Genomic DNA, 23,532 nt, shown 5'->3' with positions numbered 1-23,532 from the left:
TATTAGTCAATAAAAATATATTACGAATGAAGCTTAGCTATAAATACTTAATACTTTTAATCCCCTTTTTATTTATACAATGTATGGAGGCACCCATGCCCGATGTGCATATGGTTCCAGAACCTCATAACTATTCCATAAATAAAGGCATACTTAAGATCAATAATAAAACCAAAATTATAGCCTTAAGCGATTCATTAAAACCTTTAGCATATTTTTTATCAGAACAAATACATAAAGTATCTGGGTTGTCATTAGATGTTGCTACAGAAGGTAATGAGAAAAGAAATATAGTACTAGGGTACAATAAAACGCTAAAAGAAGAAGCTTATCATCTTAATATAGAGAAGAAAAAGGCTTTTATAGAAGCAGCAAACTATAACAGTTTAGCTATGGGAACCGCTACATTGTTACAGTTAATAACTGTAAAGAAAGGGCAGGTTATTTTACCGAATATTTCAATATCAGATGAACCGGATTATAAATACCGATCGGTTATGTTGGATTTGGCCCGTTTTTGGCATCCAACGGAAACGATAAAGGAAACCATAGATCTATTGTGGTTATACAAGATAAAATACCTGCATTTACATTTATCAGATAATAGAAGGTTTACATTTCCTTTAGAAGGCTTTCCGGAATTACAGCGTTTCGATGAGAAAGGCTCTAGGGAGTATTATACCATTGAAGAATTAAAGGAGTTGGTGGCATACGCAAAACAGCGAGGCATCACCATTATACCCGAAATAGATCTACCTGGACACTCAACAGAACTTTGGTCTAAATACCCTGAGACTTTTGGAAGCATAGACCCCAAAACCAAGAAAGCCAAAGCGCTCTATGTTGTTAACATGGCAAAAGAAGAAACTTATAAGGCTTGCGAAACCATAATAGACAAGTTAAGTGAGGTTTTCTATACAAGCCCTTACATTCACTTTGGTGGCGATGAGGTTTATTTAGAAGCGATTAAAACCGTACCAGAATACAAGACCTATTGTAAAGAGCATAATTTGGAGTTGGCACTTAAAGGAGACGCAAACGAATTGTTTTGCCATTTTATAAATAGAATGGATGCTATGGTTAAAGCCAAAGGTAAAAAATCGTTAATATGGGAAGGGTTTCATGGTACAGGAGCAGGCAAAGAAACCATTTCTAAAGATATTACGGTTATTGTTTGGAATGCCACGTATAATAAACCAGATAATTTAGTAGCAAACGGATACAAAATAGTTAATGCCGCATGGATTCCGTGGTATATGGTTGGAGCTATGAATTTAGCGCCTTCAACAGAAAATGCCTATAACTGGGATGCCCAAATGTGGAGCCATTGGGACGATAAAATCGATGATATTAAAATAGAAGCCAACCAAGCAACACTTGGAGCACAAATATGTTTTTGGGAACAAAATCATTACAAAGTAATTCCAGTGCTTCGGGAGCGAGTTCCGGTAATGGCAGAACGTTTGTGGAATAAAAATAGAGTTGACGACTACACCAGTTTTTTAAACAGATACGAGAAACAAAATCAGTTGTATTCGCAATTATTTAGCCCCGTAGAAATTGTTGTCGATAGCCTAATTCAAGAAGAAGATCAAACCTTCACGGAGTTTATGGATATTACTTTAAAATCGTCTTTAGAAGGTCAAATAAAATATACCTATTCAGATTCCTGGGACATGCCAGATATGGATAAAGCTTCAGTTTATAACGAAAAAATAACCCTTAAGAAAAGCGGCATTCTTACCACACAACACTATGGTAAAGATGGTAATAAAATAGGGTTTCCTATACAAGAGTACTATTACAAAATAGAGCCTATATACCAATATAAAGTTTTTGGTCCTGCTCCGAATAAAGGGTGGAACGAGATGCCAAATTTTGAGGAGTTACAGCGTATTAGAGAAGGCGTTTCCGGAAGAATGACATCAGAACGCTTAAAAAAGATTAACGGAGAGCTTTTCGCAAAAGTTAAAAAAGAAGGTCATATAGAAACCCGATTTAAAGGAATTTATAACCAATATGCCGTAGAGTTAAAAGGCAATATTTCTATTAAAGAGACCAACGACTATCAATTAAGGTTGCAAACCCACGATGGTTTGGCAGAACTTTACATAGATGACAAATTAGTTGCAAAAGGCGAGAATTTTGGCAACAAACCTGAAGAATTTAATCTGAAATTAACAGCAGGTACTCATAAAATAACCATAAAATATTTTTACAAGCAGATACAGAATCAACTAAGTATTTTGTACAAAACCCCAGAAATGAAAGATTTTGAACCTTTTGAAGATTTGGCTTTGCCCTTAAAATAGTTTGCAATGAGTAGTAGTGTTATAAAAACAATAAACATGTCCAAAATTTCGAAAATGCTTTTAGTGGCATGTTGCTGTATCATCAGTTTTAATTTAAATGCCCAAGTTACTGGGAAACCTGTTAACCAAAAGGAGGTAAAGGCTACTGTTGTTCAAGATAACTGTAGGTTTACAGTGCTTACTCCGCGAATGATACGATTGGAATGGACAGAGGATGGTCTTTTTGAAGATCGTGCGTCATTGGTATTTGTAAACCGAGATTTGGATGTGCCGGATTTTAGTGTAACCAAACAAGACGGTTGGTTGTTGATTAAAACTGAAGCCTTAACCTTGAAATATAAAATAGGGACAGGGTCGTTTAAAAAATCAAATTTAGCTATAGAAGGACAGACCGGAACAAAAAAAATAGCTTGGTCTCCTGGACAAAAAAATAATGGAAACCTAAAAGGAACTACCAGAACTTTAGATCAAATTGATGGAGCAACACCTCTGGAAGATGGTATTCTTTCTCGCGAGGGTTGGACGCTTATAGATGACACGGGAAAACCCGTTTTCGATAATTCTGATTGGCCATGGGTAATGTCCCGAGACGAAAAAATGGCACAAGATTGGTATTTTATGGCATACGGATCGGATTATAAGCGAGCATTAACAGATTATACATTAGTTGCAGGAAAAGTGGCTTTTCCGCCAAAGTATGCCTTTGGAACCTGGCAATCCCGTTGGTGGAAATATACCGATGAAGATTTAAAGGCTCTAGTAGAAGAATATAAAACAAACGATTTTCCTCTCGATGTATTAGTGATTGATATGGACTGGCATATAGTAAATCTTCCGGAAATGTACGATGGTAAGAAAAAAAGGCCAGATCAGGCCGGACAAGGTGCCGGATGGACAGGGTTTACATGGAATAAAAATTATTTCCCAGATCCTAAAGCCTTTTTAGACTGGACAGAAGATAACGGCATAAAAACCTGTATGAACCTTCATCCAGCCTCAGGAATCCAACCCCATGAAGATACTTACGAAGCATTTGCAGATGCTATGGGTGTAGATCCAGAAAGTAAAAAACACATCCCTTTTAATATTACCGATAAGTCTTTTGCAAAGCATTACTTCGATATTGTTTTAAACCCTATGGAAGATGAAGGTATAGATTTTTGGTGGCTCGATTGGCAACAATGGAACAATACGGATATTCCTGGAGTTAACCCAACGTACTATTTAAATTACCTCCATTATACAGATATGCAAAGACGTGATAAAACCCGTCCGTTAATCTATCACCGTTGGGGCGGTTTAGGGAATCACCGTTACCAAATAGGTTTTTCGGGAGATACCTACAATACATGGAAATCGCTTCAATTTCAACCTTATTTTACAGCAACATCGTCAAACGTAGGATGGGGCTATTGGGGGCATGATCTTGGCGGTTTTTTTAAAGGTAAAGAAGAACCAGAGCTTTTTACCCGTTGGATTCAATTCGGAATTTTTTCTCCTATTACAAAAATTCATTATTGGGCACATCCGGAAATGGATCGAAGACCATGGGCTTACCCGCCAAAGTACGCCAATGCTATGCGCGAAGCGTACAAATTGCGTTATGCGTTAATACCATACATATACACCATGGCTCGTAAAGCTTACGATACCGGGGTTTGTATGAGTCGCCCAATGTATTACGAATCGGACGAAGAATTAGCCTATAAATACAAAGACCAATACTATTTTGGAGATGATCTTATTATAGCTCCAGTAATCGATAGTTTAGGAGGAGAGATGGCTTCCAATAAAAAAGTCTGGTTGCCAAAAGGAAAATGGGTAGACTGGAGTTCGGGAACACTTCTAGAAGGCGGAAAGGAAATTGAATCTAAGTATACTATTTCAGAGATTCCCGTATTTGTAAAAGCAGGAGCCATTATTCCAATGATGCCTGAAATGAATAATACGAACGAGAAACCTGTAAACCCGCTAATTCTAAATGTTTTCCCGGGAGCAAATGGCAGCACAAAGGTTTATGACGATGCAGGAAACACACAGGAGTACCAACAAGGCCAATATACCTTTACCCATGTTAACTCCCAATCCAATAGAAAAAAGACCACAGTGGTTATAGAAGGCATTAAAGGAGCGTATGATGGGATGTTATTTAAACGCGCTTACGAATTGCGTTTCCCTCTTAGTCATGTGCCCGAAAAAGTTATAGTAAACGGTAAAGAACTCTTTTTTTCAAAAGAAGAAAAGCAAGGTACTTGGAAATACAATGGTGTAAATGTTGAAGCCATTATATATACTCATGAGTATAGTGTACATGATAAAGTTACGGTAGAAGTAACATTTGAAAAAGAAGACATTGAATTGATAAATGGTGTTAAAGGCTTAATATCACGATCGAAAGACGTATTTGAATTTGCCCGAGAAAACCATTGGCCAGATTGGAAATATCCGTTCAATAATTTTGTTCATGCTGCCCAAACAGGCAACAGGGTTAACTTAAACCCTAAGGAAGCTATAAAAGAATATACGTTGCTTCAACAAACATATAAGAAGAATCAATCTGAAATAGAACTATGGTCTAAAGATCATACCAAATACGAGAAAATAAATAATCTATTAAAATAAGCGTACATGAAACACTAGTAGCAAGACTTTAAAATGTTTATAAATCAAGACAGGTCTTATCATTAGGGGTACGGAATAGAATAAAGAACAAAAAAGAATAATACAATAAAAACAAAACCACTCATGAATAAATACATACTAAAAGTAGGTAAGAAAATAGTTGTTCTATCTAGTATATGTGCTTTGATGCTTAATTGCCAAAACACAGAAAAAAAACAAATAGCAAGCGAAAGCACTAAAGAAGAAACTAAAACGATGAATACAGAAGATTTACGCCCTTTGTTAACCAGTATAACTTCTAAATACGATGAACTTAGACCAAAGGTTATTCAGCCAGGAGAAGGCTATTTAAAGTATCCGTACCTAATTCCAGCAGGCTTTTACAAACAAATGTGGGATTGGGATGGTTTTTTTATGGGAAATCATTTTGTAAGTGTAGGAAAGCCAGAATACCTAAAATATTGGGCGCTTAACTTAATAGAAGGTATCGACGACGAAGGATATGCCTCTGGTTGTGCAACAACAAAAGGACCTCGATTACTTTTTGGTAAATTTGCCATGAAACCATTCTTGTCGCAAGGCGTACATTTTGCTTCAAAAGGATTAAAGGATTATAAGTGGGTAGAACCTTATTACGAAGACCTTAAAAAAGTACTGGCTTACAGAGAAAAAACACAACAAGATGAAAAAACAGGGCTGTTTTTCTGGGACAATGGTATGCAGAGTGGTGCAGATAATAACGTAGCAATGAACTACTTTACCGATGATAAACGATCGTTTTTAGCACCAGATGCAAGTGCTTTTCAGTACAATGAATACTTAGCCCAGGCTCAAATAGCCAAAAACTTAGGTAAATTAGAAGAAGCAGGCGAGTACAAGCTAAAAGCAGAGCAATTAAAAAAAGCTATTAATGATCACCTTTGGTCTGAAGAGGACCAAATTTACTTTACGGTAGATAGGGAAACTGGCGATTTTTATAAACGCGTAAGTTACTCTTCTTTTGTACCGTTAATGCAGAACATTGCACCTCAGGAAAGAGGACAATCAATGATCTCAAAGTATTTGATAAATTCAGACCATATGAAAGCTAAATACGGATTTAGGTCTTTATCATTACAAGATCCAGATTATAACAACAAAAATATCATTATTCCTTTTTCTAACTGGCAAGGACCTGTTTGGCCAATAGCCAATTTTATTTACTCTATCGGGTTAAAAAATTATGGGTTTGACGAGGCTCTTTATTGGCAAGCAGAAACTTTAGGAAATTTACTGCTAGACGATATAAACAAATACAATACCATGCATGAAAATTATCATGCAGATACCGGGGCACCATTGGCGCCTAGTCACGATCATGTAGATCGCGAGGGCAATATTGTTGGGTTTATTAGCTGGAATCTTTGTATTCAAAACCTTTTAGAAGGTGTTGTTGATGATAAATGGATGTTGTTAAATATAGAAGAATAAAATAGGTATTATATTAAGTTTAATGACGTGCCAACCAAATGCTATATCAAATGAATAGTTTGATATATTCTAAATGTAGAATTTAATGAAATTAGAGCGACATCAAAAGTTACTAATAATTCCTTTTGGTTCCCTGACTGCAGCATTAAAGTCTTTTGGTTGGCATAGATTAACACCTCACAATTAATATCTTGAGGATTATAAAATAATGAATCAATGAGGGAAGGAATACTTATATTTTCTTTTCCTCATTTAAACTATATATAAATCATGAATAAAAAGCATATGATTAGAATTTCTTTAGTGCTGTTGTTTTTTCTCGTTCAATTCTCGTTGGTTGCTCAAGATATTGTCAATACATCAGGAAAACATTGGAGTATTTCTGGCGATAGAGAAATCACTTTTGATATAGACAAGAAAGAAAACGTACCATATACAGACAATATCGAAATGTCTGGCAAACGTGTTGCTGGTATTGTAGAATATAGTATAGATGATAAGGGGAAATTGTCATTAAACAGGAAAGTATTCTTTCCACAACTGCATGAGTTTAAAACATCAGAAAGCACGTGGTTTCATGATTATAGAGCCTATTTAAAAGGAGAATATGCAGACGATTTACTGCCAAAACTTTATATTAAAAATGAGCAATTTGTTCCGGGTGCTGTAAAAACGATATCTATAAACGGTATTCTCAATTTTGTGCACCAGCCTTCTAAAAATGGATTGAAGTTATCCCGATCTCTTTTTCCATCGATGGATGAACGACTTTTTACGGAAAAATGGACTATAAAGAATACAACGGATGCCGTTATGGAAATCCGTACTGGTAATACATCTCTTGAGTTTAACGATTATGGGGCTAAAGGAAAATATAGTAGACACATTCGAACAAATGCGCCAGAAAACATCACATTAAAGCCAGGTGAAGACATATCGTTTTCGCTAAATATAATGGCTAAAACTTCAGAAGAAGAATTTCCTAAAGAAGCAACCGAAACTACACTGTCAAATAGAAAAGCGTTTGTTGGTTTAATGGCAGAAGCTTTACAGCTCGAAACACCAAACCCTGTATTAAATACATTGTTTGAGTTTTCAAAAATAAGAGCATCGGAAAGTATTTTTGAGTCAGAATTAGGATTAATTCACTCCCCAGGCGGAGGTCGATATTACGTAGGGATATGGGCGAACGATCAAGCCGAATATATCAATCCGTTTTTCCCATATTTAGGCTACGATATAGGAAACGAATCGGCAATGAATACTTTTAGGGCATTTGCTAAGGAAACCAACCCTGAATACAACAAAATAAGATACTCCTTCGAAATAGAAGGCTTGGTAAAACCCTTCTTGAAAGATAGAGGCGATGCTGCTATGATTGCTTATGGAGCGGCACATTATGCTATGGCGCTTGGTGATACAAAAATCGCAAATGAGTTGTGGCCGCTTATCGAGTGGTGTCTGGAATATTGTAACAGACAACTTAATGAAGAAGGTGTTGTAATGTCTGAAACCGATGAAATGGAAGGACGAATTGAAACAGGCAATGCTAATCTATCAACATCTTCATTGTATTATGGCGCATTGCACCATGCAAGAGATTTAGCAAAATCTCTTAAAAAATCAAAAGCATTACAAAATAAATATAAAGCCCAAGCAAGTAAACTTCGCAAAGCTATAGAAAGTTATTTTGGAGCAAATGTAGAAGGACTGGATACTTATAAATATTACAAAGAACACAAGTACCTACGTCATTGGATTTGTTTGCCGTTGGTTGTTGGAATTAACGAAAGAAAAGATGCTACTGTAGAGGCGCTTTTCGATCGCCTTTGGACAGATAATGGTGTTCACGTAGAAAAAAATAGCGATAACGAAGCCATTTCTAAGATTTTTTGGGATCGAGGTACTTTATACGCTTTACGAGGTACCTTTGCTTCTGGCGAAACAAAAAAGTCCTTAGAAAAACTAGAACAATTCTCTAACGAAAGATTATTGGGAAATAGAGTGCCCTACGTTGTAGAAGCATTTCCAGAAGGCAATATGGCACATTTATCTGCAGAAAGTGCATTGTACTGCAGAGTTTTTACAGAAGGTGTGTTTGGTATAATGCCTAAAGGTCTTAACAGTTTCACCTGTACTCCCAGGCTTCCGGAAAATTGGAATTATATGTATTTAAACAATATTAAAGCCTTTGAGGAAAGCTTTAGTATAAAGATAGACAGAGTAGGTAGTAAAATAAGAGTGAAAGTGATTAAAAGCAATGGAGGTGTTGTGTTCAGCAAGAAAATCAATGAAGGAAACACTGTTCAGGTAACACTTTAGAAAATAAGCGGAGATGCTACTTTTTAAATAATAATGTGAGTTCGATTAAAAAAGCAATTTTTAATGATAAAGCCAATAATAGCCTTGCTTGTCAACCTGACAGCTAATCATCTGTATTGGTAATAAAAAAAGATTTGTTATTTAAATTGAACTCACATAATAAAGCTAACTTGATAGATCAACAAGTATTATTTAGTTGGCGACCAAAACATTAAAATAATCTGTCTGTTTGGGTCTTCCAACTTTAGTTTATGCTGAGCATAGACGAAAGGTTCAATGAGGGGCAGGTAGCCTTAATAGTGAGTTTACCCTTAAAATCAGACTGTATTTTTAAATCGAAACTTACGTTAAGTTAAAATAAGTACTTATTAAATTGATTTGTTTTTTTGCTTACTTTAAATTTGTTGATGAATTTAAAGCAAGTCCTAAGAATAAAATATCTATCTAAGTACGAATTTGTATTATGTGTCTAGCAGGAGTTAAAATAGCATATTATCCGTTTTCTTATAACTTAAAGCGCAAGTTTAGAACCTTTTTCGGTTTATTATTTGTTCTATTATGTATATATAAGCAAGGAGGTGCTCAAAATCTCAATTATAAAGTAGGCACCCTAGCTAATCAATCAAATATCACGCACAACACCGTATCGTCAATTTACATTGATAGTATTGGGGTTATGTGGTTTGGTAAAATGGATGGTTTGCATAAATACAATGGGTATGAGGTTGAGGTTACAGAGTTAACATTTAATGGCGTTACCGGTATTAGTAATCCTTGGGTAACCGATATTAAAGGAGTTGATAATCATTTACTAATTGGTACCAGAAATGGATTAAACATTCTAAATAAAAAAAATCAAACATACAGCTATGTTTTTCCTTCAGATTATAGTTTCTCGTATAGTAACCATATTACTTGTATAGGTGTTAATAAAAACAACGAGATTCTTGTAGGAACAGGAAATAAGTTTTTAACCATAATAGCAGAAAAAGCCAATGCTTTTTCGGTGGATGAGATTCATTTTGAAGGATTTCGATGGAAAGAGTCAGATATTCAAGCCCTGCAAATTATTGATGTACCTAACGGCAATCTCATTCGTACTTCCAAAGGGATATTTTTTTTAGAAACAGCTTCTCGCATAGCAAGGAAAGTCCTTTTGAAATTTGATTCTATTGAAGAATCGAAGAAAATAAGAACGATTTATTTAACAAAATCAAATCAATTATTAATAGGTACAGATAATGATGAATACTACACCAGTTTTAATGAAACTCAATTAGCTTATAAAAAAGAATATGATGTAAACCCGTTGTCTGATATGTATCCCAATTGGCCAACAATAAAAAAGACAAATGTTTTTTTAGAAGATTCTAATGGGTTGTTATGGGTAGGAACAGAAGGAGAAGGTTTATTTGTTTACGATAAAAACACTTTTGAATCGAAGACATATAATCGAGAAATGTATTTTGCCGATGGTCTGGACAACGATTTTGTAAAAACACTTTATGAGGATAAATCGGGTATGATATTAGCCGGTACAGATTCCGGAATAACTACATTTAACCCATTGTTTAATAGATTTCAGCTCATTAACAGAATTAAGAATGATTACAGAGAAGGAAAAATATTAAATGTACATTCCATTCTACAGGATAATTATAAAAATTTATGGTTAGGTACGAGAGGAGAGGGAATCTTTATTATAGGTCATGGCAGAAAATCTCAAGCCAATATAAAAAGAGCAGGAAAAAGTTCTTTAGATCTTATTACGGCCATTGTACAAGATAAAAAACAACATATTTGGATAGGTACAGAAAAGGGGATTTATGTTATTGAAGAGGTTAGCGACGATATAAACAAACTAATTCAGGGTTTTAAGAACAAAACGCCAAACATTCTACCTGATGATTTTATACACGGTATTTTAGAAGATGAAGACGGAAATAAATGGATAAGCTCTTATAGTGGTTTATATATTTATACATCAAAAAATGTTTTGAGAAAAATAGGAGGAGGGTTTCAGGCTATAACCAACTCAAATAATCAAAATGTTTTAAAAGATGAAGATGGAAACAAATGGCTAACGTCTTATAGTGGTTTATATGTTAACACATCAAAAAATGGTTTAAGTAAAACTGATGATGGTTTTGAAGCCATAATAAAAACAAATAATTACGACATCCATACGCTGTTACTTGATAGCGACAAGCGAATTTGGTACGGTACATCTAATGGTATGTTAGGGTATATCGCTCCAGAAGATTATCTAAACAAAGATATGTCGCTTCCCAGTAACTTCAATTCAATTGAATTTAATCTAATTAATGTTATACCAGAATACAGGAAGTTTTACGATAACTATTCTATATTTTCGATTACAGAAACAAGAGATAAAAATATATTCGTAGGAACAAATTTAGGGTTGTGTAAAGTAGATAAGGAAAGAAATGAATTATCACCTTTCTCTAACGTTCCACCAAATTTTAATTCACGAAACATACAATCCAGTTATATATATAGTTTACTATACGATAATGCTAATAATAAATTATGGGCAGGCACAAATAACGGATTGTTTTCATACAATTTCAAGACCAAGGAAGAAAATAATTATACCGTAAAAGACGGTTTGCAATCTTTGGAGTTTAATGGAGGTGCCGCATACAAGTCGAAAGACGGAAATTTGTTTTTTGGAGGCTCCAAAGGGATCAATATCTATAATACATCGCATCAACTTGGTAAAAGTGATTTTCGACCAAATTTAGTACTTACAAAGCTTTTTGTAAACGGAAAACCCTTGTCCTCGTATGGCGATTCAGAAATATTAACGTCCAATATATCCTATACTAAAGAAATTACTTTAGATGCCAAAAAGAACACTATAGGTTTAGAGTTTGCTTCTTTGCATTTACCCTATTCGTACAACAATTTTTATAAATGTAAACTTTTAGGGGTTGATGATGATTGGATTGACCTTAAACACAAGCGATCGATAAATTATGCGAATTTACCCAAGGGACAATACACGTTTAAACTCATGGGAACCAATAACGATGAGGTATGGAATACGCCTGAGTTAAATTTTGGAATAGAAATTTTACCGGCATGGTATGAAACCTGGTGGATGAAAACTGTGTGGTTTTTAAGTGGGTTGCTTATTTTAAGTACGTTTATTTGGATGCTATTAAAAAATAAGGATAATATAAATGCTTTAAAAATTAAGGATATAGAGCAACAGACATTACACGAAATTTATGAATCTAAATTAGTATTCTTTACAAATTTATCGCACGAGTTTAGAACACCTCTATCCCTTATTTTTGATCCAATACATAGCTTAATCAAACAAAAGAGTGTATACAATGCCAATAAAGAGTTATTCGACATCATTAAGAATAATGTTGATAGATTACGAAGACTCATAGATCAAATACTGGATTTTAGAAAGTTTGAGTATGGTAAGTTTTCTTTAAATATTATCGAAAATGATATAGTAGCCACGCTTCTTACGATTAGTAAATCGTTTACATACCATTCTGAAATTAAAAATATTGATTTTAAGATACAACTTCCAGAAAAGAGTATCAAGATGTTTTATGATAAAGACAGCATCGAGAAAATTGTTTATAATATTTTATCTAATGCCTTTAAAGCATCTGCTAATGGTGGTGTTGTAAAAATATCGGTAAAAGAGATGGGGCCTAAGGATGAAACCCCTAACTATAAGAAATATAAATTCATATGTGGAGAAAAAAAATATACAAACTTTAATGATCATGTTAGTATTAAGGTAGATGATGACGGAGTTGGAATTACAGAAGAAAATCTGGAACGGATTTTCACTCGTTTTTATCAAACTAATTCTGTAGATTCAGGAACTGGGATCGGATTGTATATGGTGAAACAATTTACAGAAATGCATTCCGGATCCATATTAATAAAAAGCAAAAGAAATAAAGGATCATCACTCATTATAATTCTGCCTAAAAACAATGAGTTGTACAAGGCTTCAGAAGAACCTACATTTATTAAACCTTATGTAGAAGAAGATCTGCAAGCGCCCAAGGTAGCAGTAAAAAAACTAACCGCAAAAGAAACTAAAACACATACCGTTGTAATTGTAGAGGATAATGATGAGTTAAGAACCTATTTAGAATTACTTCTAAATAATTATTATAATGTCTTTACGGCCAATAACGGCGAAGCAGGGTTTGAGCTAATACAAGAAAAAGTGCCAGATTTGGTGATAAGCGATATTGTAATGCCAGAAATTAGTGGCTTACAGTTATGTGCGAGGGTCAAGGGAAATTTTGAAACAAGTCATATTCCAATCATTCTGTTAACAGCAAGAGCTTTCGATAATCAAGTTGTGGAAGGTATTAATGCAGGAGCAGACGATTATATTGTAAAACCATTCAATAAAGAAATATTGGTATCTAAAATCAATAACTTAATTCAAAATAGAGAGAAATTACGATTAATGTTCCAATCGGCGAAACTATTGGAACCATCTAAAGTTACTGTAACTTCTATAGATGAGAAGTTTCTATATAAACTAAAGGAAACCGTAGAGAATAATATTCAGGATCAAAACCTAACACTTCAATCATTAGCCGAAGAAGTAAATGTAAGTAGGGGGCAGTTGTTTAGAAAAATAAAGGCGTTAACAGGATTAACGCCAAACAATTTTATTAAATCGATCCGTTTAAAACATGCCGTTCAGCTTCTGGATAATAAAAATTTCCGGGTATCGGAAGTGGCATTTCTATCAGGGTTTAAAGAAGCGAGTTATTTTTCCAGATGTTTTAAAGAAGAATATGGTTGTAGCCCTAAGGAATATAAGACAAAGGGTTAATGTTTTCTAGTTGTTTTATTGAGGCTTTATTACTTGAAAAAGGGAACCTTCAATTTTATAACCTAACTTACGATAATAATCGTCAACATCAGACATGACATAGATATCCCGATTTGGAAAATCTTCTGTTATACATTCGAGCAGTTGTTGCCCGATTGCATTTCCTCGGTATTGTTTGTTAACAAGGAGGTCGCAAACATATATGGTAAATCCGAAGTCGTCTATAGAACGGGAGTACCCGCATAGCGTATGGGATAAGTAAGCAACATATGTTATTGATTTAGCTAAAGATATCTTATATTTTTCTCTATTGGGGCGAGAAGAATATTCGCTCCATGCTTCGCCTTCAGATTCAATGACTGCCATTAACCTATCGAAGTCTAGTGAAGGATTATATTTTCTAATTTCGATATTGCTGCTTCCCATATTTCGTTTTTACTTTCTTGAAATAAACACATATGGAATCTTGTATTACTATTAATTCTATACCGTAATTACAAATATATACTTTTCCATTTATGTCTTCTCATTCTCTAAGTCATTATATAGATTATGAATGATGTTTAGGTTCCTGGCTAAGAAATAGGGTTAATAGTCTTTTGATTGGTATTTGTATTTAACAATGTTAAAGACAAACGCCCGTTTAGGGCGTTAATGTCTTAAATATTTTCAATACCTAGTCTTTCGTTATTTGGTAGATATAAATGGCTAAACCAATTATTATCAATCCAGCTATAACGGCTAATGCTATTTTAATTGTACTGTAAGGTCTTTCACCTTGAACTTCGCCTGTTCTGCCATTTACCAAAAATTTATATAATTTATCTTTAAATTTATAAGAACTAACAAAAACTGGTAATAGCAGGTGTTTAAAAGTAATATCGGTATAATTAACATTCATCGAGATGATACGTTGTTCGTCACCACCAATATGTCTTTCAATTAAGCGGCGTATTTCTGGATCTGCAACCTCTTTAGCCATTTGAAATCCTTCATCCAGTTCAATTTGATATTTTTCTGTAACGAATCCACTTAAATAGTTTTTATTAAAAGGTACCAGGTTTTCTAAATCCCATGGCTCTAAATTAAAAGCATATTTTTCGGGTATCGATTTTGTAGCAACGATTAAAAGGTCGTCAAAAAACTTCTGCACATTACCAGCTGCGGGATGCCATCTTGTTTTTCTAACCTGGCGTGTTTTGGTAACCGATTTGCCATCTACGGTCTCTGTATAGGTCTCGGTTACATAATAATACTCGCCACGTTGACCAATATAATTTGTATCCGTTTCAGTATCATAAGTCCAGTAAGGGATATAAATGCCCTTAAAGAAATCGAAATTTAATGAAGCTTTTTTTAAATCGTTGGGCGCAAACCATAAGTCCTTAATCCACTTTTCAAGTTCATCTTTGGCCGCGTTTTTATCTAGCTTAAAAGGAAGTATCGATTTTGGTTGAATCATTTTTTCGTCATGTGCCTGCTCAAGTACTAGAGGAGTTGAGCAATAGGGGCAATGAGACGATGTTACATTAGGTTCGAGTGTTGATGAGGCACCACAGTTTCCGCATTTAACAAAACTTTCAACAAAGGTTTCTTCCGATTCCGATTTTTTTGCCAAAAATTCGTAATAATCAAGTTCTTCAATGTCTCCTTCAATCTGTGGGATGTCGTTGTTTGCTCCACAATATTCGCAATTAAGATGTTCTGTGCCTGGTTTGTATTTTAAATCGGCACCACAATCCGTACAAGGAAAAGTGCCAACGGCCAATTTCTTTTCTTCAATATTTGCCATAACTATTGTCCGGGTATTGGAGGGGGAACACTACCAAAAAGGCTATTTAATTCGGGCAGTTTGCCTGCAGCGGTCCAGTTGGCCATGCCCTCACGCCAAACTAAAGTCTCTTTTGTTAATTGATTTTGTGTTATTAATTGCTTAAGGGTACTTATATCGTATGGCCCGGCTTGTTGTCCATTAACTACTGCATGAAAAGTTAATGCAGGGGGCACTGGTGGAGGTGTTGGGGGTGTTGCTTGCTGATTTTGTGATTGCTGTTGCTGGCCTCCTGTGAAAGCTTGTCCCATTTGATTTGCCATGGCAAATCCCATGCCCATGCCCATGCCTGCTCCGGCAGTACCACTGTCGTTTTCAGCAGCTTTTTCTAAAGCTTTAGCAGCTTTCATTTGGGTGAGTTTGTTTAAATCTATGGCGTTTAAACGGCTTAATTCAAATATCTCTTTTTTAATTTCTTCTGGCATTGATACGTTTTCAATAAGAAATTTGGTAACCTCAATGCCGTATTGTTCAAATTCGGGGGCAATCACGCCATGAACATATTCTGATATTTCATTTATATTAGATGCATAATTTTCAACAGGAAGGTTTGCTTCTCCAATGGCATCTGTAAACCTGGTAACAATCATGCTTTTTAATTGGGCAGCAATTTTATCGGTTGTAAAGTGCCCATCGGTGCCCACTATTTCTTTAATAAAAAGAGGCGCATCTTTTACTTTAATAACATAAGTTCCAAATGCCCGTATTTCAAGCATTCCAAATCTTTGGTCGCTTAATGTAATCGGGTTATTTGTTCCCCATTTTTGGGCTGTAATGTTTCTTGTGCTTATAAAATAAACTTCGGCTTTAAAAGGGCTTTTAAAACCATGTTTCCAGCCTTGTATGGTAGAAAGAATAGGTAAATTGGCTGTAAATAAATCGTACATGCCTGGTTCGAATACGTCGGCAATTTGCCCTTCGTTAATAAAAACGGCCATCTGTCCTTCGCGAACTGTGAGTTTTGCACCATTTTTTATTTCGTTTTGGTACCGTTCAAAACGGTAAACCATAGTGTCGTTAGATTCGTCGAGCCATTCTATAATGTCGACCAATTCACCACGTAGTTTGTCAAACAATCCCATCCGTAGTTTTTATATTAAAAGGTTAAAATTTGTTGTTATATATCAGATTAAGATAAAGCAAGCATTTTTCATATAAACCGTAAACAATATGTTTCAATTTTTAAGAAATTTTAAGCTATAAGTATTGTCTATAATGATAAAATATATTCCTTTTGATAAACTCGATATATTTATTTTATCATAAATATTTTTAATTTCCTTAATTTTCTTCCCATTTATATTATTGATAACACCTCTTTGATGCTGTTTCTTTAAACCTTTTATTTCTATGTTTTCTGAGGATGGGTTAGGGCTAATTATTATTTGTTTGTCATCATGTGTTAAATTATTTGTTTTCAATGTGCTGGAGTATTCTAATATAAAAGTTCCATTACAAGAAGCACCAGTCCAGCCAGTTTTTGGTGGGGTTAAATCGGATGAGGTATTTAAATTATTAAAAGCTCTTGCACCGTTCATTTGACCAGTTTGATATAACATCCATTGGGAACCATTATAACCTAGTGATGTGCTTGCTCTTTCGGAATGTTGGTAATGGTTTTTTCCATTCACAATTCCATTAAATTGATATGTGCCGGAACGATTTGAACAATCGCCTGTAATAATTGCGGTTAAATTTTCTTGAGAAAATAAGCTTAAACTTAATAAAAGCGCTAAAAGTAAAATTTTTGATTTCATATAATATCGTATAAATGATTATTAAAAATAAAGCTAAGAGCATCTTTTTATAATCTTAATTTTTAGATTTTTTAATTGTAAAATGATCGTTATAGCTAACGATTTCTTTAATAAAATAGATACATCTTTTGCTTTGGTAGTATTGATTTCGAATTTACATATTTCTAATATGCAGAAGCTTCTTCGTAATAAGATGAAAATTTATAAGTAGTTAAAATTGTTGATGTTAATAAGTGGGTTTTCTTCATAATAAAGTATTTGAGTCATTTTATTTGGGTAAAATCACTATACATTAAACATATGTCTTTTTAATACGCTTAAATAAATATTTTGAGTATATGTTTATACATAATGGTTTTTGTAAAAGTAAAAAAATAATTGTTATAATTTTATAACCTAGTAGTTTATTTAATTCTTTTGGTGAAGATGTTTGTTGTGTTCGTAAATTAGAAGTTTAATCTATTGATATTTAGGGTTTATTTTTAAGAGATTTTATGGGAATTCAACTTTGGTTTTAGTATATGGGATACTAAAGCTAAAGCTGAAAAAGTATATGCGATTATTCTTTATCTTAAATAAAATTCTCGTTTCGAGCTTAAGAACTTTAACTTGTTTCTAAAGGTGTGTATTTTATCATATGGCGCATAATCATATGGGTATTTTATCATTCTTTTTCCGTTAATCAATAATTTGAAATCGGTTTTTTTAAAACCGATTTCCCAACTCTATTTTAAACGAGATGAAACCATAAATACAAAGGCCATGCTCTTTTAATTAATTTTTAGGTTTTGTGTTAAGAATATTATTTTCTTGTTAATTTAACTATTTGACTTTGATTGTTTTGGGTGATAATCTTCAGTATGTAAATTCCCTGAGATTGATCCCGAATGTCTATGCTTTTTTCCTGATTGTAAGCTTTAGACCATATTAATTGCCCGGTAATTGAATATAATTCTAGCGTTTCAATTTTTTCTAACCCAGTATTATTAATATTAATGTAGCGTTCGGTTGGATTAGGGTAGGTAGAGATCTTATTTGAAGTATTACCAGTATCTGCAGCAGAGAGTACGGTGTTGCTTTCTCCGAAGAACATTTTTGTAGCATCTATATAACCACTATATAAGTCGGCATTAAAGCCTAAAAAATGAATAGCTCCATTAGAACTTAACGCAATATTTGTTATAGATGAATAGTCGGTAGATGGAAAGACTTTAGTCGCTACCCAATTGCCATTGGTTTTTAAAATAGATATAAACGCATTAGAATTAGTACCACTAGAATACGCCTTGTCACCAAATTGCACGTTCGAACCTTTATAATCACCACTAAATACCAAATAGCCACCGCGTAGTTTAATAGTTCTTGATCGGCTAGAAATACCACCAGAAATAGTGTTTAACCACTTTAACTTACCATTTGTGTCGTATTTAGCAACAAAGCCAGACCCTTTGCTTGTTGAGGTTTTAATATCAAAACTGTGGTTGTGGTCAATATCAAAGTCCATATTGCCATTAAAGAAGCCTGTAACATAAATGTTCTCATTGGCATCGATAACAAAACCGGAAGCACGACTGTATAAAGGATTACCTATGGTTTTTACCCATTGAATAGCCCCGGTAGAACTGCATTTCATTAAAAAAATGTCTTCATTTTGAGGTGACCATTCGTAGGATCCGTCACTAGTTATAAGCAGAGGATTTGTGTCTTCTAAAAATAATTCGGTGTTTTTTCCATTAAAACTACCAGCTATGTATATATTTCCAGTTGCCCCAATTTGAATATTAATATCGGAGAAAAAACCATTTCCAATACCTTTTACAGATATAAAATCCCCGTTGTTGTTATAATGAGCAATAAATCCTAAGTGGAAAAATTGTCCAGGGAGTATATCCTCTCCGTTGGGATGTATGTGCTCCCTATCAAAATCTATATTATTGGTTGTAAAGCCAATCATAGTACCCGTTATCCAAATATCATTATTCTTATCTAAAACCATTTTTAATGAATTATCTGTATCACTATCTCCAATTATTTTTAGCCATAATAAGGTGCCGTCTGGGGCATATTTGGCAAAAATAATTTCCTCTTGAAGATCAAATCCCGTATTCAGAATAGAATTAGTGTTTGTATGTTCTGGGTCAAAGTCTACAATGTCCTTAGAATTCAAATTAGCCGTACCTAAGACATAAATATTGTTATTGGTATCAATTTTTACGGAAGTAATTACGTCGTTAGCTATAGTATTTGGAGATCCAAAATCCTGTTCGATTTCTTTACCTCCAATATTCTTTATCCATAAAATGGTGTTGTTACGATCATATTTTGCAATGAAAATGTTTTTATTATTGTCGGATGAAATCTGGTTTGATACATCAAACGCAACATTTTCGCCATCAAAACCACCAACTATTATTTTATTGCCATCATGATCCAATACAAAATCCGATCGAAAATAGGTTTCAGTTACGACTGTTGTAGCATCAAAGTTAACGGTATGGGTATTTTGAACACTTATTTTTTGTGCTATTAATAATGAATGGTTCACTATTAATACGGTAAAAAGGAGTAAGCTATTTTTTTTCATTTTGTTATTAGGGTTTAATTGTACAATAATTAATTTTAGACAAAACAAAATGCTCATTTATTAATGAACTAAGTGTTATTACCCCAATACTAGGCTATGGGGTTTAGATACAGATTACATTACTAGTATTGGTCAATTTTAAATAAACTGCAATAATGGAACGTTTTTATTTAAAAATTCCCTCTCTTTATCTTATCTTTTTAAGTTGAACATTGGTGCAGAAATACCAGAAAGAGTGTTTTGAGTTTATATCTAGTGATAGATACGAGCTATTTAAACAAGTATAAAAAGGCAATATGAACCAAGTAGTTCCTAGTATTTAACATTTTTGATTCCAAAATTTATGTTTTGTGTTAAAATTATTTGATTGATATCAAAATATGTATATATTTGGTAAACCAAACTGGTAAACCAATTTGAGTTATTCATGAATAAAACCAGAAGAGACTTTATAAGGCAAGCGGCTATTGCTGCTGGCGTCATTCCTTTTTTAGGTTTTCGCCTTCCCTTGGATCTGGTGGATATGGATGAAAAACTTGATGTAAGTATATTTTCTAAGCATTTACAATTTTTGGATTATAGAGAGACCGGAGAAATGGCAGCGACTATGGGGTTTTCTGGTGTCGATTTAACAGTAAGACCAAAAGGGCATGTGTTGCCAGAACGTGTTGGTAAAGATTTACCTAAGGCTATTGCAGAAATTACAGAAGGCGGATCTAGCTGCCATATGATTACTACCAATATTAAGAGCGTTAATAATCGATTGGATGTAGATGTATTGGAAGCTGCATCAAAGTTGGCGGTGAAGTATTATAGAGCGAATTGGTATAAGTTTACAAAGGAAGCCTCAATGCTTGATACTTTAAAGAAGTGTCAGCAAGAAATAAAAGCATTGGGCGATTTAAATAAAAAGCTGGGAATAATTGGCTGTTATCAAAATCATGCAGGAACAGGTGTTGGGTCTTCGTTTTGGGAGGTAAAAGAGATATTAGATGCGGTTAATCCAGATTATTTTGGTGTGCAGTACGATATACGCCATGCGGTAGTGGAAGGCGGATATTCATGGAAAAACGGATTAAAACTTTTGCAACCACACATTAAAACCATTGTGTTAAAAGACTTTAAATGGACTAAAACCAATGGTAAATGGAAAATTGTAAATACCCCAATAGGTGAAGGTATGGTAAATTTTGATGCTTATTTTAAACTATTGAAACAATATAGGTTAAAACCGCCAGTATCACTTCATTTAGAATATCCTTTAGGAGGAGCAGAACATGGGAAAACCAATATCGCTGTTGATAAAAAAGTGGTGTTTGATGCCATGAAAAAAGATTTAAATTCCATACAGAAATTATGGAAGGCAGCCTGATTTAGATCTGTTCGTTATTGAAAATAAGACAACTTAATTATAAAGAAAAACACTATTATATGAATACTATTTTTAAAATTTTAACACCCTACAAAAACCTTAAAAGTATATTGGCTTTTTCGATGTTATGTTTGTTTATAACATCTTGTAATACGTCAGTAGAACAAACAAAAACAATTGATGTATCTAACATTGATGAATTAAATCAAGCCATTGAAAATTGTAAAGCAGGTGACGAAATTGTACTGGCAGATGGTATTTGGAAAGATGCGAAGATTGAATTTAAAGGAAAAGGAACAAAGCAGAAGCCTATCGTTTTAAGAGCACAAACTCCTGGAAAGGTTTTTATAGAAGGTGAGTCGTATTTAAGATTGGGTGGCGACTATCTTGAAGTTCGCAATTTATATTTTAGAAATGGGTACACACCAAGAAACACGGTTATTGATTTTAGAATTGATAAGAAAACCTTTGCGAATCATTGTAAAATAACACATTGTGTTATTGAGGACTTTACACAACCCGATCGAGATAGAACAGATCATTGGGTAGAATTTTGGGGAAGACATAACGAATTAAGTAACTGTTACATTGCAGGGAAATCTAATTTTGGACCTACCGTAATGGTAATGCTTAAAGGAAACGAGCATATTAAAAATTATCATCAAATAGTAAATAATCATTTTGGTCCCAGGCCTCGTAAAGGAGGGCCGCATGGAGAGACGATGCAAATTGGAGATAGCGGAACTTCTATGACGCCATCGCACACCCATGTAGCTAACAATTTTTTTGAACGCTGTAATGGTGAAGTAGAGATTATTTCAAGTAAATCCAACTACAATGAGTTTAGAAATAATGTGTTTTTCGAAAGTGAAGGTTCCTTGGTGCTAAGACACGGAAATTATGCAACCATAGATGGAAACGTATTTATAGGTAACGACAATTCGGAGTTTATAGGAGGAATACGCGTTATTAATACCGGACATTGGATTACAAATAACTATTTCTATAAGTTAAAAGGTTCCATATTTAGAGCGCCTTTGGCGGTAATGAATGGTATACCAAAATCGCCACAAAACAGATACAACCAGGTAACAGATGCTGTGATAGCGCATAATACCTATATAGATTGTAAAACACCTTTTCATTTTGGTGTAGGGTCTAACGTTAGTCAAAAGGATGTGCTACCAGCTTCCGAAATACGTTCTGCACAACCCATACGAACAACAGTTGCCAATAATTTAATATTTAGCAGCGAAGGCGATGCATATCCAATTAAGAACTACGATAGGGTTGATGGCGTTTTATTTAAAAATAACATGACTAACAGTGAGAATAATGGCGATGTGAAACCAGATGGGTTAATGACTAAAACATTTGAAGTTAATAACGTGTCGGATCTACTCTATGTGCCGGCTAAAAATCATGAAGATGTATTTGCCGGTTTTGATTTTGAAACGATTACAACAGACCTTTTTGGAAATAAAAGAGCATCTAATAACAGTATAGGAGCAATTACATTACCACTAAAAAAGAACCCTTTATTAATAGATAAAAGCTTGTACGGAACAGATTGGTTTTCTGCCGAAAAACCAAAATACGAAGCTAAAACAATTAAAGTAGCAGGCGTTAAGGCATTAACAGAAGCGCTTAAAAGTGCAAACTCGGGAGATATTTTAGCATTGCAATCTGGAACTTATGCCATAGCTTCCTCGATGGTGATCGATAAAAGAATTACAATTACATCTCAAGATAAAACGAATAAGGCGACATTAGAGTTTTCGTCAAGTAGTCCGGCATTCGAAATGAATCCAAGTGCTAATTTGGTTATAGAAGATGTTATTCTAAACGGTAATAAAAGCCAGGATGCTTTTGCAACGTTAGATAAAAATATGACCAAGGCTTATAATTTATGGATAGAGAATTCCGAAATAAGCAATTTTAAAAATGTATTACGAGTTTCTAAAGGATCTTTTGCCGATACTGTTTCGGTTTCTAATTCTATAATCAAAGATTGTATAAACGGTATTCAATTAAATAAAGAAACCAACGATAAGGGCGATTATAACGCAGAGTTTGTTTATATAACCAATTCGGAATTTAATAATGTAGGAAACAATGTTTTAAATTATTACCGTGGTGGTTACGATGAGTCTACCATAGGAGGAAATTTAGTGCTTCAGCATAATACGTTTACAAATTGTGGTAAAACAGACCAAGACCATATTTTAATAAATAATCGAGGAATTGTAAATGTAAACTTCTCTAATAATACGTTTAAAAACAATCCAGTAAAGTTAATAGCTGTTTTATGGGGAGAAAAAGGACAAAAACCTGTAGACAATACTTTAGTAAACTCTGGTAAGATAGAAGTAGTACAAAATTTAAAGTTAAAACTCATGTATTAATA

12 protein-coding genes are annotated in these 23,532 nt (G+C 34.0%); 7 read left to right on the top strand and 5 right to left on the bottom strand.

The genetic code is table 11. The annotated features are described in order from the left end of the window. Positions 1 to 26 precede the first annotated feature (26 nt). From C1H87_RS08250 to C1H87_RS08230, 5 genes are all read left to right on the top strand, one after another. Complete coding sequence (locus tag C1H87_RS08250) at positions 27 to 2,312, top strand: family 20 glycosylhydrolase (protein ID WP_102755352.1); 2,286 nt, start codon at positions 27 to 29, stop codon at positions 2,310 to 2,312. 36 nt (positions 2,313 to 2,348) lie between these two features. Further along, positions 2,349 to 4,934 carry a glycoside hydrolase family 31 protein gene (locus tag C1H87_RS08245; RefSeq protein ID WP_158655160.1) on the top strand — a complete coding sequence of 862 codons (2,586 nt, stop codon included), beginning with the start codon at positions 2,349 to 2,351 and terminating at the stop codon, positions 4,932 to 4,934. 123 nt (positions 4,935 to 5,057) lie between these two features. Next, a complete protein-coding gene (locus C1H87_RS08240) occupies positions 5,058 to 6,404 on the top strand; it encodes an MGH1-like glycoside hydrolase domain-containing protein (RefSeq protein ID WP_102755350.1) in 1,347 nt (448 codons plus the stop codon). 270 nt (positions 6,405 to 6,674) lie between these two features. Continuing rightward, positions 6,675 to 8,726, top strand: coding sequence for a six-hairpin glycosidase-like protein (locus tag C1H87_RS08235; RefSeq protein WP_102755349.1), 2,052 nt, complete (start codon positions 6,675 to 6,677; stop codon positions 8,724 to 8,726). A gap of 463 nt (positions 8,727 to 9,189) precedes the next feature. Next, a complete protein-coding gene (locus C1H87_RS08230) occupies positions 9,190 to 13,581 on the top strand; it encodes a hybrid sensor histidine kinase/response regulator transcription factor (protein WP_102755348.1) in 4,392 nt (1,463 codons plus the stop codon). 15 nt (positions 13,582 to 13,596) lie between these two features. Here the strand turns inward: C1H87_RS08230 and C1H87_RS08225 are convergent, their stop codons facing one another. The 5 genes from C1H87_RS08225 to C1H87_RS08205 all read right to left on the bottom strand — a co-directional run bounded on the left by C1H87_RS08225 (position 13,597) and on the right by C1H87_RS08205 (position 19,753). Further along, the gene (locus C1H87_RS08225; protein WP_199769343.1) at positions 13,597 to 14,007 is read right to left on the bottom strand and encodes a GNAT family N-acetyltransferase; all 411 of its coding nucleotides are present in this window, start codon (positions 14,005 to 14,007) and stop codon (positions 13,597 to 13,599) included. A gap of 250 nt (positions 14,008 to 14,257) precedes the next feature. Further along, a complete protein-coding gene (locus tag C1H87_RS08220) occupies positions 14,258 to 15,373 on the bottom strand; it encodes a DNA helicase PriA (RefSeq protein WP_199769342.1) in 1,116 nt (371 codons plus the stop codon). Positions 15,374 to 15,375: 2 nt separating this feature from the next. After that, positions 15,376 to 16,494 (bottom strand): SPFH domain-containing protein, encoded by a 1,119-nt coding sequence (locus C1H87_RS08215; RefSeq protein ID WP_102755347.1) that lies wholly within the window; start codon positions 16,492 to 16,494, stop codon positions 15,376 to 15,378. A 93-nt stretch (positions 16,495 to 16,587) separates the two neighbouring features. Further along, entirely contained in the window at positions 16,588 to 17,169 is a 582-nt protein-coding gene (locus C1H87_RS08210) for a T9SS type A sorting domain-containing protein (protein ID WP_102755346.1), read from the bottom strand. Positions 17,170 to 17,971: 802 nt separating this feature from the next. Continuing rightward, positions 17,972 to 19,753, bottom strand: coding sequence for a T9SS type A sorting domain-containing protein (locus tag C1H87_RS08205; RefSeq protein ID WP_158655159.1), 1,782 nt, complete (start codon positions 19,751 to 19,753; stop codon positions 17,972 to 17,974). Positions 19,754 to 20,180: 427 nt separating this feature from the next. Here C1H87_RS08205 and C1H87_RS08200 point away from each other — a divergent pair, with 427 nt between their 5' ends. Beyond that, complete coding sequence (locus C1H87_RS08200; RefSeq protein ID WP_102755344.1) at positions 20,181 to 21,125, top strand: sugar phosphate isomerase/epimerase family protein; 945 nt, start codon at positions 20,181 to 20,183, stop codon at positions 21,123 to 21,125. A gap of 59 nt (positions 21,126 to 21,184) precedes the next feature. After that, positions 21,185 to 23,530, top strand: a complete 2,346-nt coding sequence (locus tag C1H87_RS08195; protein ID WP_233783398.1) for a chondroitinase-B domain-containing protein — start codon at positions 21,185 to 21,187, stop codon at positions 23,528 to 23,530. Positions 23,531 to 23,532 lie beyond the last annotated feature (2 nt).

This window comes from Flavivirga eckloniae, from assembly GCF_002886045.1.
Classification (GTDB): domain Bacteria; phylum Bacteroidota; class Bacteroidia; order Flavobacteriales; family Flavobacteriaceae; genus Flavivirga; species Flavivirga eckloniae.
Note: the sequence above shows the minus strand (reverse complement) of the source record. Positions and strands in the feature narration are given on the sequence as shown.

Bases quoted from the DNA above. Each gene is read 5' to 3' on its own strand.
- C1H87_RS08205 (WP_158655159.1), bottom strand. From the start codon at position 19,753: ATGAAAAAAAATAGCTTACTCCTTTTTACCGTATTAATAGTGAACCAT.
- C1H87_RS08240 (WP_102755350.1), top strand. From the start codon at position 5,058: ATGAATAAATACATACTAAAAGTAGGTAAGAAAATAGTTGTTCTATCT.
- C1H87_RS08215 (WP_102755347.1), bottom strand. From the start codon at position 16,494: ATGGGATTGTTTGACAAACTACGTGGTGAATTGGTCGACATTATAGAA.
- C1H87_RS08200 (WP_102755344.1), top strand. From the start codon at position 20,181: ATGAATAAAACCAGAAGAGACTTTATAAGGCAAGCGGCTATTGCTGCT.
- C1H87_RS08220 (WP_199769342.1), bottom strand. From the start codon at position 15,373: ATGGCAAATATTGAAGAAAAGAAATTGGCCGTTGGCACTTTTCCTTGT.
- C1H87_RS08245 (WP_158655160.1), top strand. From the start codon at position 2,349: ATGTCCAAAATTTCGAAAATGCTTTTAGTGGCATGTTGCTGTATCATC.
- C1H87_RS08230 (WP_102755348.1), top strand. From the start codon at position 9,190: ATGTGTCTAGCAGGAGTTAAAATAGCATATTATCCGTTTTCTTATAAC.
- C1H87_RS08210 (WP_102755346.1), bottom strand. From the start codon at position 17,169: ATGAAATCAAAAATTTTACTTTTAGCGCTTTTATTAAGTTTAAGCTTA.
- C1H87_RS08195 (WP_233783398.1), top strand. From the start codon at position 21,185: ATGAATACTATTTTTAAAATTTTAACACCCTACAAAAACCTTAAAAGT.
- C1H87_RS08235 (WP_102755349.1), top strand. From the start codon at position 6,675: ATGAATAAAAAGCATATGATTAGAATTTCTTTAGTGCTGTTGTTTTTT.
- C1H87_RS08225 (WP_199769343.1), bottom strand. From the start codon at position 14,007: ATGGGAAGCAGCAATATCGAAATTAGAAAATATAATCCTTCACTAGAC.
- C1H87_RS08250 (WP_102755352.1), top strand. From the start codon at position 27: ATGAAGCTTAGCTATAAATACTTAATACTTTTAATCCCCTTTTTATTT.